This is a genomic window from uncultured Sphingomonas sp. (genome assembly GCF_946477935.1).
Classification (GTDB): domain Bacteria; phylum Pseudomonadota; class Alphaproteobacteria; order Sphingomonadales; family Sphingomonadaceae; genus Sphingomonas.
In genome coordinates this window covers 21,286-33,991 of sequence record NZ_CAMLAC010000016.1, presented here as the reverse complement: position 1 = coordinate 33,991, position 12,706 = coordinate 21,286, and the positions used below count along the sequence as shown (strand labels likewise).

Here is a 12,706-nt window from a genome sequence, read left to right as displayed (position 1 = left end):
TCCTCGGTGCGGGGGGTGGGGGAGACGGGTGGCGTGCGGGCGTCGGTCATGATGCGGTTCCGGTTCGGCGCATACGCCGGTTGCGGCGCCAGAGCAGCCAGCCGAGGTACAGCGTGGTCAGAGCAGCCAAACCCGCGATCAGCCGGAAAGTGTCGTTATAGGCGCGCACATTCGCCTCCCGCGTGGCGGCCTGCGACAGCAGCGCGGCGCCCTCCGCGCGTTGCAGCGCCGGATCGGCGATGACGCGGCCGACGCTGCTGCCGCCGGCGGCGATGCGCTGCGTCACGATGGGGTTGGTGGGATCGACCTCCTGCACGATGGCGGCGCTGTGGGCCTTTTCACGGATCGTCTGGAAGGTGCCGAGAAAGGCGGTGCCGCCGAGCGCGCCGATCGAGTTGAGCATGCCGAACAGCGCGACGAAGCTGATGACGTGGCCAGCCCCCTGTTGCAGCGCGCGGGTCATCCCGAACAGCAGCGACGGGCCGATGAAGAAGGTCGCGGAAAAGGCGATCAGCGCCTGCGTGCCGTAGAATTGCTGCGGCCGGGTGAGGTTGGTCGAGAAGCTGTCGGCATAGGCAGCGACCGCGACGAGGGCGATGGCGAACATCACCGGATGGGTCAGCCGCTGCACTTCCAGCGTGACCGCGCTGGCGACGACGCCCGCCACCGAGGCGAGGACGATGATCGCGAACAGCGTGCCGAACTGATCGTTGTTCTGCCCCAGCGTGGTGAGCAGGCCGACCGCGCCGAAACTCTGTTCGGACAGGGCGATGCGCATCATGATGGTGACGATCGCAAAGCGGATGATGTCGGCCGACCCCAGCCAGCGCGTGTTGAGCAGGGGATTGGCGCGGTGATGTTCGAGCAGCAGCGCGCCCGCCAGCAGCGGGATCGCGGCGGCAAGCGCCCAGCCGATCCACGGCGCCTGCGTCCACCAGACGATGCGCCCCTGACCCAGCACCGCGCAGAACAGGCCGATGGCGGGAGCGTAGAGCGCGAAGGTGAGGAAATCGAGCGGCTCGAACGCCTTTTGCCGCTCCGTGGGCGGCAGGCGCAGCCAGCTTACCGCCGCCAGGCTGAGCAGTGCCAGCCCCAGCTCGAACAGGTACAGGGTGCGCCACTGCGACATGGCGAGCAGTTCGGGCGAGAAGAGCCGCGCCATCGGCGTCGCGCATTGCGGCACGCCGATGCCCAGCACGATCGCCTTCAGCCGCCAGCGCGCCGGCAGTGCCTGCATCATGTAATACAGGCATAGCGACGACAGTGCGGCGGCGGCCATGCCGCTGGCGGCGCGCACCGCGATCGCCGACCAGAAATCGCGTACGAACAGGTGCGCGAAGGTGAGCAGCACATAGATGCCCACAAAGATCAGCGCGAACGGGCGCAGGCCGAATTGCTGGCGGAACTTGATGAGCAGCAGGTTGATCGACGCGTTGGTCATCACATAGACGGTGGGGAGCCATGCGATCTCGGTTGGATCGAAGCCCAGCGCGCCTTGCAACTGTGCGGTGTTGGCGGAGACGAGGGCGTTGCCCAGGCCACCGGTCAGCCCGACCAGGATCGCGATCAGCGCATAGGCCCAGCGGCGTGACAGGGGATGATCGGGACTGCCCGGCGAGCCGGGAATGGCGGGGCGTTCATGCGGCGCGAACTGCCACTCCTGCTCGCGCAGGAAGGTGCGCAGGCGCCCGGTCGTACCGATGGTCATCGATCGAAGGGAGCGGGGTGATCGGGTGCGGGCACGATATCCCCAATGATGGCGGGCGATCGCACGTGCTTAGCGTGCGCCGGCATGGGCGACCAGCATGTGGATCAAGCCCGCGCCCTTCAGGGCGCGGGGCGGACGGGGGGCAGCGCGGCGCAGATGTCGACGCCGCCGGCGGGGACGGTGAAGAAGGCGTTGTCGCGATTCTCCCGTTCGCGCATCCAGGCGGCGAAGCGGGGATTGGCGGTGGCCCGGTACTGGAAATGCGGGCGCTGGGCGGCGGGCAGGTCGCGGGCGAGGCGGGCCGAGACGATCGGGCTGCGTTCGCCTTCCGTCTTGTAGAAGCCGAGATCGCCGGTGCCGCGCGGCAGGGTGGTCAGCGCCTCCATCCCCTCCACCACGCGGCCGACGACGGCGATGTTGCGATCGAGCGCGCGGGGGCTGTGGCCGATCAGCGTGTAAAGCTCCGCGCCGCTGCCCGTGCTGGGCGCCAGATCACGGGCGACGCCGACCATGGTGTAGCAGTGCGGCAGCCATTGCCGGGTGGCGTCGCCCGCCAGCGGCCAGCCATCGGCGCTGTAGCCCGCCCAGGCGGCGTAAGGATCGGGCCGCGACAGGCGCTGCGCGGGAGTGACCCGGTTCTGGACATATTCGGGCGGCGGGTTGGCGACGATGCCGGGGGGGAGCGGCTTCTTCTCGGTCGGGTCGCCCCACTGCGCGACGTAATTCTCCTGCACGCGGTACACGCTGGTGCCCTGGTCCCACCAGTGCGCACGGGCGAGCGCGCGGATGTTGGCGACATGGACCGGTGCGGCCTGCGGGGCCAGCCGCACCACGACGCGGCGACCATTGTCCAGCGAGAAGACGAGCAGCTCGTCATCGGGGATGGCGATCCAGTCCCGTGCTTGCGCATCCGCCGGGGTGGGCTGCGTCTGGGTCTGAGCCTGGGTGGGGGCGACAAGGGCAAGGACGATCGCGAGCATGGCCGATACGGTGCCCGAGCGACGATATGCACGCAAGCCGCTTGCACGAACCGCCGGACCGCTTTAGGGGCCGCGTCTCCAGGCTTTACCTGCGGAGCGGTGGCCGAGTGGTCGAAGGCGCTCGCCTGGAAAGTGAGTATACGCCAAAAGCGTATCGAGGGTTCGAATCCCTCCCGCTCCGCCACCTAGTCTGCTCCATGTGCATACGTGCGGCTGTGTCCTCCGAAACTGGTACCATGAGCCGCGGTTTTCTGCGGGTTCTACGGCTGTGTGCGAAGCGGTTCCGTACCGGAGACCGGGAGCAGGAACGCGACTGAAGCCGCCAATCGGTGCTTATTCTCTGGGGTGTACTCAGGCAGTACGGAATGCGTCGGAGGGCGGCGGCGGGCAAGCCGTGCCAACTGTAGAAACAGTCTTTAACAGGGTCGCCATGAGGTGGCTTGGGTAGTCCCACCCGTCGGCAGGGGGCATTGCTCTCACGAAGACACGTCGTTCGAGCCCAAAACCCTCGCAATCGCGCAGGGTAAAGATTCGCTTCCTCAGGGCCATAATTTGCAGCGGCAGGGTTGAAGGGGTTGTGCTTCAACTTACATCGCACCTGTCAACAACAATTTATGGTGAGCCTATGGGTGATGGGTGGTCGGACCTGAATCGGGTCCCTCTCAAACACGATGACACGACCCCGCTGAGATGCGTCGGCTCTGTCACCAACCCGTCACCTTGTGATCGCTTGCCCGTTTATAACGATATCATAGCAGTCAACAGGTGACTCCTTGTTTTTGGAGTCATCATCATGATGAACACTTCGCACACCGCGGAGGCGAGTAAGCTCGACCTCCTCCCGGGGCTGTCGCCTCAAATCCGTCTTGTAGCTCCCGCTTCGCTGGCCGCCTTTGGTCGCCGAGCACGCACGCATTCCAAGGAACAGATCGCCCAGATCGTCCGCAGCATCGAGACATTCGGCTTTTCCGTCCCGGTCCTTGTTGACGAGCATGACAAGGTCATCGCCGGTAATGCACGCATCGAAGCGGCCATCCAGCTTGGCCTTGCCGAGATCCCGGTCGTCACATTGTCGCACCTCGATGCAGCGCAGAAGCGCGCGTTCGTTCTCGCCGAAAACAAGCTTGCCAGCCTTGCCGGGTGGGACAAGGCGGTTCTTACCCTTGAGTTCAAGGACCTTGTCGAGCTGGATCTCGACTTTGACCTTGATGTCACCGGCTTTGCAGCCCCTGAGATCGACGCACTCGTCTTCGGACAGGATGAGATCAGGCCATCGGTCACTGAAATCAAGCCCGCTACTGCGACCAGCCGGGTTGGCGACCTGTGGTTGCTCGATCGCCATCGGCTGATGTGCGGGGACTCCACGAACAAGGAGGCCGTTGCCCAACTTCTTGGCGGCGAACAGGTCCGCACTATATTTGAAGATTGTCCATATAACGTCAATATCCGCGGCCATGTCTCAGGATCGGGCAAGCATCAGGAGTTCGTGATGGCGTCGGGCGAAATGTCCGACGACGAGTTCACCAATTTCCTCACCAAAGTGTTGGCTCGGACGGCGGAAAGCCTTGTTCCCGGTGGTCTTGCCTATGTCTGCATGGACTTTCGTCACATGCGCAATGTGCTGGATGCGGCTGACAAACACCCGCTCAAGCTCCTGAACCTCATCGTGTGGGACAAGGGGCAGGGCGGCATGGGCAGCTTCTACCGGTCGCGCCATGAGCTGATCTTCCTGTTCGCGCGTGAGGGCGGTGCGCACATGAACCGTGTGCAGTTGGGCAAGCACGGCCGCGACCGGTGCAATGTCTGGTCGTACCGGGGCATGCACGGCACCGGGGATGAGCAGAAGCGGGCACGGGAACTGCACCCGACGGTCAAGCCATTGGCCCTGGTCAAGGATGCCATTCTCGATTCGACCAATCGGGGCGACCTGGTCCTCGACCTGTTCTCGGGCAGCGGCACGACGATCCTGGCCGCGCATGATACCGGCCGACGCGGCGCGGCGATGGAGCTCGACCCGGTCTATGCCGATACCACGATCCTGCGCTGGCAGGAGCATAGCGGCAAGGAAGCGGTGCTGGCTTTCAGCGGCAAGACCTTCCGCGAAGTGCGAGCCGAGCGCGGTGCCGACGTTCCAAGCGCTGGATCAACAAGCGACGACGTAGCTGTGTCACCCCCACCGGCGCGTGCTCGCACGCGACGCGCGGCATGAGGAGGGCATCATGTCAGAGCATCAGCAAACTACTGCCGCGTCTGCGACCGGCGAAGCCGCCTATATCGTCACGCGTGGCAAGCCGCCGCGCGAGCACCAGTTCAAGCCGGGCCAGTCGGGCAATCCCCGCGGCCGCCCCAAAGGAGCTCTCAGTTTCAAGACCCTGCTCCAGCGCGAACTGGACCGGCAGATTACCGCGACGAACAACGGGCGTCAGGTCAAGATCACCAAGCGCGAGGCGATGGCGATGCGGCTGGTCGCCGAAGCGCTGAAGGGCAACCTGAAGGCAATGGATGCCGTGCTTCATCACAGCGGTGAAGCGGCAGCGAGCACACAGGCACTGCCGCCGATGGACACTGATCCTGCCCGTGAGGCCGCGATCCTGGCGGCCTATCTTGCCAGGCGCGACCCGGAGGGCATGGCATGACCGCGCCTGCCGACATACCTGCCGCGCTCAGCGAGCTATGTCGGCAGGACTTCCAGGTGTTCGTCGAGCGTGTATTCGCCACGCTCGACCCGGCCGCCGAGCTGGAGCGGGCACCGTATCTGGAGATCCTGAGCGACTATCTCGCGCGTGCCGAGTGCGGCGAGTTTCGGCGTTTGCTGATCACCATTCCGCCCCGGCACCTGAAGTCGATCGCCACCTCGGTTGCGCTCCCGGCATGGATGCTGGGGCGCGATCCGACGCGGCGTATCCTGGCGGTCAGCTATGCCGCTGATCTGACGAGGGAGCATTCGCGCAATTTCCAGAAGGTCATCAACTCGGGCTGGTATGCCCACACCTTCACCAACACCGCGCGGAGCATCGAGCGCAACACCATCGACGAGGTGCGTACCCGGCAGAACGGCTTCCGGCGCGGTGCGTCGTTTGGAGGCTCGCTGACCGGATTTGGTGCCGACACGATCATCATCGACGACCTGATGAAGGCAGCCGATGCGCGCTCGCCCGTGCAGCGCGAGAACGTGCGGCACCTGTACGGCAACACGCTGGTCAGCCGTCTCAATGACAAGTCGAAAGGTACGATCATTGCCGTGCAACAGCGCCTCCATGAGGAGGACCTCGCCGCACACCTGAAGACCATGGGGTTCGAACACCTCAACCTTCCGGCGATTGCCGAGGAGGGGCAGGTGTTCGCCTTGTCGACCGGTCGTATCCATGTGCGTGAGCCCGGCGACCTGTTGAAGCCGCGCACTGAGCCACGTGTCATTCTCGATGAGTTCCGCCAAGCGATGGGTGGATCTGACTTCGAGGCACAGTACCAGCAGAACCCCACTCCGCCGGACAGTGCGCTGATCGAGTGGAGCCGCATCCAGACCTATGAGAAAGCACCACCGCGGACCCGGTTGCAACATGTCGTCCAGAGCTGGGATACGGCGTTTACCGATGGCCCCAAGTCCGACTTCTCGGTCTGTACCACCTGGGGCTTCCACAACGGCGCATGGTTGCTGCTCGACGTGCAGCGGGCGCGCCTGTCCTATCCTGACCTTCTCGCACGCGTCCGCCGCGAGCGAAAGAAGTGGCAGACCGACACCATCATCGTCGAGAAGGCGAGCACGGGCCACGCCCTGCTCGAGGATCTGGCGCGTGATCATCGCTGTCTCAGCGAGCCCGAGCATCACGCCCCCCAGTGTAGTCGCTTCGGCTCGCAGCCGACGATGAGCAAGGAAGAGCGGCTCGTCGTCGGCGTCGAGCGGCTCTACTCGGGGCTGGTCAAGTTGCCGCAGGAGGCGCGCTGGTTGGCGGAACTCAAGCGCGAGATGATGGGCTTCCCGCACCTTGTTCATGACGATCAGGTCGACAGTGTCTCGCAGTTCCTGCTCTGGGTGAAGCAGCGCCAGGGCAGGGCCGCGGCGGAGCCAGACTGCGCCGCGCCACCGCCGCCTGCCCGCAGGCGGGCTCCGCCACGACCGAACACGCAGCGGCCGCGGTAAAACACCCGGAGCCTGCAAGATGGCATCCGTCGCCGGACGACGATGCCATCGCAGATGCTAGAGGAGATCGAAGGTTTCGGATGCCGGGGAAGTACGCGTCTCATCACGCGGCCCGGCTGCGGGCAGTTCGCTTGCACAGTGGCGGCACTTGATCGCCAGTTTGCGCACAGGTTCCGCGCATGACGGGCACCGTACATAGTCTCCGTGCGCGCCTTTGCGCGCAGCGGCTTCCCTTCCATTTTCGAGCGACAAAGCGGTGATGAAGGCGACAAGCGGACTGGCGAAGGCGAACCAGCCCATGATCACGCCGTTGCCGCCGCTGCCCAGCGACACGAGAAGGACGACGGGCACCACCGGGACGGTAGAGAGTGCAAACATGATCCAGCCGGACCTATGCCGCTTGGCCGCGATTAAGGCGTTCAGGCTGGCCCAGAGGATAATCACGATGAGACCGATCAGCGGCTCCATGCGGGTATCTCCAAAGCTTGACGCGCGGTCGTGTCATGGCTGCGAACCAGATGATGAAGCATGTCAGTGCTGCGACGCATTGGCAGAAGACGCTGCTTGGCTCGCGTCATCACACTTCATGACCGCCTTGTAGAGCAGCATCTTCGTGCCGAGCGCATTGTCGGCGGGCTCTGTCGTCAGGCTCGCGAAACGAAGACGATCCGGGCACTTCAACTTCTGGGCCAGTCGGCGGCGAACTTCCTCCTCGCTGCTGGCCTTGATGACGCCGGTCATCGCGACACCCTGTTCATCGCCGATCATTGTGGGAACCGGAAAACCCCATGGGGAAGCCGCGCAGGCAGCGGTCCCCAATATTGATGCCAATGCACCCAATCGGCATGGCAGCTGACGTGGTTGACGACCGGCACGGTGCGTCATGTACTTCAAAATACTCATGATTCCCCCTCGACCGTCCACCTCGTTGTCGACGATCCGTGACATGCCTCATGCTCGAAGCGGGGGAGAAATCAACGTGAATGTCACTGATCGTCTGTAGATCAATCGTCGACAGCGCGGTCTTCAGGCGGGTGTGGATGTTCGCCAACGCCTTGCCACCAACCTGCGCCGCCTGCGGCACCAGCATGGCTGGAGCCAGGAGGACTATGCCGATCGTGCCGGCATTCACCGTACCTATGTCAGCGACCTTGAGCGCGGCGCGCGCAATCCGACGATCACGCTGGTCGAAAAGCTCGCGGTACCGTTCGAGGTGACGGCAAGCGACCTGATCGCCTGACTGTACCCGCCTGAAAAGCTGCGTCTCGACTTCTGCCGGCGTGCAGGGCTTTGGTCATGGCCAGGAGGCAGACCATGAGTGTGGACGACATCATCAGGACCCAAATGACAGCCGCTGGCATGCTGATGGAGGACTTGTCCGCCAGGGTCGTGATCGATCCGCTGGCCCCCGGGCAGACGGAAGCCTTGCGTGATCTCGCCGAGAGCCTGGTGGCGATTGCCGACATCGTGGACGCTATTCGAAGCTTGTGATGCGTCGCCGCCCGTTACCGCCGCCGCGCCGGTAGCAGTGCCGCGATCTGGGCCTGCCAGTCGGCTGCAATCGCCCCTTCGGCGGTGAGGCTTGCCACCGTCACCCCGGCGCGCTGACGGCCGGCGAGGATCGCCTCGGTGACCGCAGGCGCCAGAAAGGCGAGGCGGACGACGCGCGAGACATAGGAACTGGTCACGCCCTCGCGAACGGCCAGCTCGGTGGTGCTGATCTCGCCGGTACGCAGCATACCCCACCAGCGCCTTGCCTGGACGAGCAGCCGGACCAGCGAGCGGTCCGGGGTTGCTTGTACCGTGGCACCGTTATCCTGCACCAGCCGCAGCGCCCGTCCCGACCGGGTTAGCCGGGCTGCACAGCTGATTTCGATGGTCGCCGGGGCATCAGCACGCTGCCCCATGCCAAGCACCTTGGCCAATGCCGCGGTGTCGCAGGTGAGCGTCACCGCGGCATCGTCAACCTGCACCTGCTTGAGGATAGCGAGCAGCGCCGGCGAGCGGCGCTCCGCGAGCTGCTGGTCGAGCGCTTCGCAGCGTGCGTGAAGCTCTGCGACCTGATGGACCTGCACGTCGAGTGCGGCCTGGGTGGCGAGCTCGAGCGGCTGGCGGACAAGCTGTTGCACCCGCTCGGCAACCAGGGCCTCGATCTCGCGGGCGGGTATGCGCAGGCCGCTGGCGCTTGTTCCCTGCTGCAAGGCGCGGCTGACATAGTAGCGGTGGCGCACCTTGTTCTTGGTTGCGTGGGTCGCAACTAGCGGCTCGCCGCTGGCATCGACGATCCTGCCCGCCAGCGGGCTGCTCTCGGCCGCGCTGGCCTTGCTGCGGTGACCCTGGAGATGGTCGGCAAGCATCGCCTGCACGGCATCAAAGGTCGCTGTGTCGATGATAGCGGGGTGAAGCCCGGGGTAGGCCTTGTCCTTGTGGCCGATCCTGCCGGTGTAGACGACGTTCTTGAGGATCTGGTAGAGCTGCCCGCGGGTAAAGGCGCCGCCACCAAGCGGCTTGCCGCTCACCGTGGTCCGCACCGGTACGGTGACCGCGCTTTGTGCCAGCTCATCCATCAGGCGCCGCACGCTGCCCAGTGCCAGGTAGCGGGCAAACAGGTGCCGCACGAGGCTGGCATGCTCCTCGACGATGACGAGGCTGCGGTCGTTGGGCGCATAGCCCAGCGGCGGGGTGCCGCCCATCCACATGCCGCGTGCCTTGGAGGCCGCGATCTTGTCGCGGATACGCTCGGCGGTGACCTCGCGCTCGAACTGGGCAAAGGACAGCAGCATGTTGAGGGTGAGCCGCCCCATGCTGGTGGTGGTGTTGAACGACTGGGTCACCGACACGAAGCTTGTACCCGCTGCATCGAACGTCTCGACGAGCTTGGCAAAGTCGAACAGCGAGCGGGTCAGCCGGTCGACCTTATAGACGACGATGATGTCGACCCGGCCGGCCGCCACCTCGGCGAGCAGCCGCTTGAGGGCAGGGCGTTCGAGCGTGCCGCCTGACAGCCCGCCATCGTCATAGATCTCGGGCAGCGCCGACCAGCCTTCGCTGGCCTGGCTGAGGATATACGCTCCGCATGCCTCGCGCTGGGCATCGAGGCTGTTGAAGCTTTGCTCCAGCCCTTCGTCTGACGACTTCCTGGTGTAGATCGCACAGCGCACCGTCTTCATGCCGCCAGCGCCTTCTTCCTGATGCCAAAAAAGGCCGGGCCCGACCAGCGTGTGCCGGTGATCGCGCGGGCAACCTCGCTGAGCGAGCGCCATTCGCGTTCATCCCAGCGGATCACCTGGTCCTCGCCGACCGTCACGACATGCACCCGGCCCTGCCATTCGCGCACCAGCCGCATGCCGGGCGCCGCTGCCTGTGTTCGGGTCTGGCCGCGGCCAAGCTGGTCCAGCGTCTGGCTGACACTGCGCGCCAGGCCTGCCGAGGCTCGTGCCTGGATCTCCCAGGCAAGCGCCAGGCGCAGCATCTTCGGGCTGACCCTGGGAGCAGGAGCCCCCACCAGCCGCTGCCAGTGCTCGCGCAGTACATCCGAGGACAGCGTGGCGATCTCGGCAATAGTGTCTGCCACCTCCATCATGCGGCCCCCAGGATGCGGTAGCAGGTCATGCCATCGCGCTTGATCCGCTGGATGCTGTGTCCTTTCTTGCGCAAGCCGGTGATGGCTGCGCGGATGGTGTGCGGCAGCCAGCCGGTGGCCGCCATCAACTCGTTGACTGGAGTCCCGTCGGGGCGGGCGAGCAGCGTTAGCACCAGCGCGATCTTGGTAGGGGCTTTCTCCAAGTCGATGATCTCTGGCAGCTGCGCTGATGCGGCATCGCTCGCATTCTCGCTTTCAGCGCTGACCCCGATCGCTGTCATGCCAGCCTCGGTGATGAAGAGCCCGAAGCGAAGATCGCCCTCGGCGCGGTAGGTGGCTGCGGTGTCGGTCGTTTCACGTTCCGCGACCAGCGCCGCGCGGGCAAGTGCCGCCATTGCCTTGGTGGCGCCGCCGCCTCGCTTGATGCTGGCATGGAGCGGCAGCACGCTGCCATCTGCGCGCTGGCAGGCGGCGGCAAGCAGGATGCGCTGGGTGTCGCTGAGTTTGATCATGATGCTGGTCTCCGGCTGGTGGAGCAGCACCGATGCTGCCCCACCAGCCAGAGCCCCGGTGAGCGGCTCACCTGGGGCGGGGCGGGGCGCCTCGGCCCCTTGCGGTTCGTGTGATCACGCTGTCGCTCTGGTGCGCGGTGAAGTCGAACGGAATGTGCAGCAATCGTGCGAATTTCCTGAAGGCAAATCGCAGCAGACCGGCGGCTTTCTGGTGGATAGCGGAATGGCTGCTTTCGGAAGGCGATCGCGAGAAAGCGGACGCCCGTTCAGGCGGCGGGGCAGGGGGCTCGAATGCCTGCCGGTGGTGGATAGCGGACCGGCCGCTTTCGATTAGTTTGCTGGCTTCCTGGCCGTCCGTTCAGCTGATGTTTTACGGCAACGTCACGTCCTGAAATCCGCGATCTACAGTCACCTGCGGGGCAGTTGGCTTCGGGCTCCATGCTCGACGCATCCCTGCCTGCTCGTCCGCCAGATCCCCCTACAAGAATTTCTCTGCGATCTTGCGTCGGCCAGAGGGGTCTGAGTGCGTGATCTTGTCGTCCTTTGGGTAGTGGAAGCCGGACACGTACAAGTCGTGCTTCCCGATTTCGACGCGGATGGACAGTTCCATGCCGTCGTCCCAAGTGTCGCGAATTCCGGCCTTGCAGGTCTCGCCACGCAGCTCGAACTCGAACGACGGGCTCTCGCGGTCCCACGCATCGATGGCGGTGCGCAGGAGCGTCCGGGCGATGGCGTCACGCTTCTTCGGCGACAGCATGTCGAGTGAAGACTCGAGGACGGGACCGAACATCCCGCTGGCGTTCATCGCCTCGAGGATCTTGCGCATGTGAAGGCCGGCGTGCTGGTTCACGAATAGCGACGAGCGGGAGCCATGCGGGGCGCCGAGTATGTTCGGGCGGATGTTCCACCACGTCTCCGCCACCTGCGCGCCATCGGAGGCTGCGGCCATGTTCTGGGCGAACCATGCGATCGCGTCGCGGCTGCGGATGGTCCCGTCCGCCTCCAACTCCACGTTCATGGCGACGACGACGACCGGGTGGGCGTCGTCCGCGTAGAGCGGTCCATCAAGCCTTCGCGCATCAAGACCAGGCACCTGTCCGACCGTCGCGACCAGCCGGTCTGCCGTTTCCGCGGAATAAGGGCAGGTCACGAAGCCCCTTACGAACTCCGTCGTGTGATCCACGCCGGCGTATGCCTTGATTTGCGAAAGCCCGGCGATGTGTTCCGATCGTCTGCGCGGCGGCGCCGTCAGGATCGGGTGCCAGTCGGGGTAGCAGTTCACCGCGTTGCCGAGCTCCTCGACGAGACCATCGACCAGCTGCCGCCCTGCGGACGGATCGCTCAGGTTGCGGGTGAGATACGCCATCGCTCGCGCGTTTTCCTGAACGGCTACGGTCGGAGACCGGAACTCCATGATCACTACACCCCACGTGAATCGATGATAACACGTAAGTATAGCACACCACGTAAACAAGCAAGATTGGGGAGAATGGGGGCGCCCGGCGAACAGCGACGGGAATTCTGTTACGCGTGGCAGACTGAGGGCGAGGATGGGTCCCGGATGCCGAGATAGAGGTCTGCGTTTCAGGCGATCGTCCCTGCTGCGCTTGGTACCTCGTTCGGGCGTCTGGCGAGCCGGTGGCGGTTGTCGAGGACGAAGACGGCTTCGACCGCGAGGCTGTCGAACTCGCGCAACTTGCTCGAGGGTGGCCTTTGGAAGTCGTCGGCGCGGCCGCTTCGAGCCACGGGATTGTGACACAATGGAGCCGTTGCGTCGCCTCG

14 protein-coding genes and 1 tRNA gene are annotated in these 12,706 nt (G+C 64.9%); 7 read left to right on the top strand and 8 right to left on the bottom strand.

What is annotated here, in order from left to right:
- Nucleotides 1–46: 46 nt before the first annotated feature.
- A complete protein-coding gene (locus Q0U08_RS03550; protein WP_298089769.1) occupies nt 47–1,708 on the bottom strand; it encodes an MFS transporter in 1,662 nt (553 codons plus the stop codon).
- 119 nt (nt 1,709–1,827) lie between these two features.
- Nucleotides 1,828–2,724: a peptidylprolyl isomerase gene (locus Q0U08_RS03545; RefSeq protein WP_298089767.1), complete on the bottom strand. Its 897-nt coding sequence runs from the start codon at nt 2,722–2,724 to the stop codon at nt 1,828–1,830.
- A 57-nt stretch (nt 2,725–2,781) separates the two neighbouring features.
- On the opposite strand from Q0U08_RS03545, the gene Q0U08_RS03540 reads away from it, so the two are divergent.
- From Q0U08_RS03540 to Q0U08_RS03525, 4 genes are all read left to right on the top strand, one after another.
- Nucleotides 2,782–2,872 (top strand) — tRNA-Ser (locus Q0U08_RS03540).
- Nucleotides 2,873–3,481: 609 nt separating this feature from the next.
- Nucleotides 3,482–4,897, top strand: coding sequence for a DNA methyltransferase (locus Q0U08_RS03535; RefSeq protein ID WP_298089766.1), 1,416 nt, complete (start codon nt 3,482–3,484; stop codon nt 4,895–4,897).
- A gap of 10 nt (nt 4,898–4,907) precedes the next feature.
- Complete coding sequence (locus Q0U08_RS03530) at nt 4,908–5,324, top strand: DUF5681 domain-containing protein (protein ID WP_298089765.1); 417 nt, start codon at nt 4,908–4,910, stop codon at nt 5,322–5,324.
- Nucleotides 5,321–6,829: a hypothetical protein gene (locus Q0U08_RS03525; RefSeq protein WP_298089764.1), complete on the top strand. Its 1,509-nt coding sequence runs from the start codon at nt 5,321–5,323 to the stop codon at nt 6,827–6,829. Before Q0U08_RS03530 ends, Q0U08_RS03525 begins: the two co-directional genes overlap by 4 nt.
- A 57-nt stretch (nt 6,830–6,886) precedes the next feature.
- Here Q0U08_RS03525 and Q0U08_RS03520 read toward each other — a convergent pair whose 3' ends face one another.
- The gene (locus Q0U08_RS03520) at nt 6,887–7,297 is read right to left on the bottom strand and encodes a zinc ribbon domain-containing protein (protein WP_298089763.1); all 411 of its coding nucleotides are present in this window, start codon (nt 7,295–7,297) and stop codon (nt 6,887–6,889) included.
- Between the two features lie 63 nt (nt 7,298–7,360).
- On the bottom strand, nt 7,361–7,777 hold the full coding sequence (locus Q0U08_RS03515; RefSeq protein WP_298089762.1) for a hypothetical protein: 417 nt from the start codon (nt 7,775–7,777) through the stop codon (nt 7,361–7,363).
- Nucleotides 7,778–7,865: 88 nt separating this feature from the next.
- Between Q0U08_RS03515 and Q0U08_RS03510 the strand changes: the two genes are divergently transcribed.
- Together Q0U08_RS03510 and Q0U08_RS03505 are read left to right on the top strand one after the other, a co-directional pair.
- Complete coding sequence (locus Q0U08_RS03510; protein WP_298089760.1) at nt 7,866–8,069, top strand: helix-turn-helix transcriptional regulator; 204 nt, start codon at nt 7,866–7,868, stop codon at nt 8,067–8,069.
- A gap of 74 nt (nt 8,070–8,143) precedes the next feature.
- Nucleotides 8,144–8,320 (top strand): hypothetical protein, encoded by a 177-nt coding sequence (locus Q0U08_RS03505; protein ID WP_298089758.1) that lies wholly within the window; start codon nt 8,144–8,146, stop codon nt 8,318–8,320.
- A 14-nt stretch (nt 8,321–8,334) separates the two neighbouring features.
- Here the strand turns inward: Q0U08_RS03505 and Q0U08_RS03500 are convergent, their stop codons facing one another.
- From Q0U08_RS03500 to Q0U08_RS03490, 3 genes are read right to left on the bottom strand one after another with little or no spacing between them, the layout of a single operon-like run.
- Nucleotides 8,335–9,999 carry a recombinase family protein gene (locus Q0U08_RS03500; RefSeq protein ID WP_298089756.1) on the bottom strand — a complete coding sequence of 555 codons (1,665 nt, stop codon included), beginning with the start codon at nt 9,997–9,999 and terminating at the stop codon, nt 8,335–8,337.
- Nucleotides 9,996–10,412 carry a DUF2924 domain-containing protein gene (locus Q0U08_RS03495; protein ID WP_298089755.1) on the bottom strand — a complete coding sequence of 139 codons (417 nt, stop codon included), beginning with the start codon at nt 10,410–10,412 and terminating at the stop codon, nt 9,996–9,998. The genes Q0U08_RS03500 and Q0U08_RS03495 overlap by 4 nt, the downstream gene beginning before the upstream one ends.
- The gene (locus Q0U08_RS03490; RefSeq protein ID WP_298089754.1) at nt 10,409–10,924 is read right to left on the bottom strand and encodes a DUF3489 domain-containing protein; all 516 of its coding nucleotides are present in this window, start codon (nt 10,922–10,924) and stop codon (nt 10,409–10,411) included. The genes Q0U08_RS03495 and Q0U08_RS03490 overlap by 4 nt, the downstream gene beginning before the upstream one ends.
- A gap of 110 nt (nt 10,925–11,034) precedes the next feature.
- Here Q0U08_RS03490 and Q0U08_RS03485 point away from each other — a divergent pair, with 110 nt between their 5' ends.
- Nucleotides 11,035–11,316 (top strand): hypothetical protein, encoded by a 282-nt coding sequence (locus tag Q0U08_RS03485; RefSeq protein ID WP_298089753.1) that lies wholly within the window; start codon nt 11,035–11,037, stop codon nt 11,314–11,316.
- 86 nt (nt 11,317–11,402) lie between these two features.
- Here the strand turns inward: Q0U08_RS03485 and Q0U08_RS03480 are convergent, their stop codons facing one another.
- Complete coding sequence (locus Q0U08_RS03480; RefSeq protein WP_298089752.1) at nt 11,403–12,290, bottom strand: hypothetical protein; 888 nt, start codon at nt 12,288–12,290, stop codon at nt 11,403–11,405.
- Between the last annotated feature and the right edge of the window lie 416 nt (nt 12,291–12,706).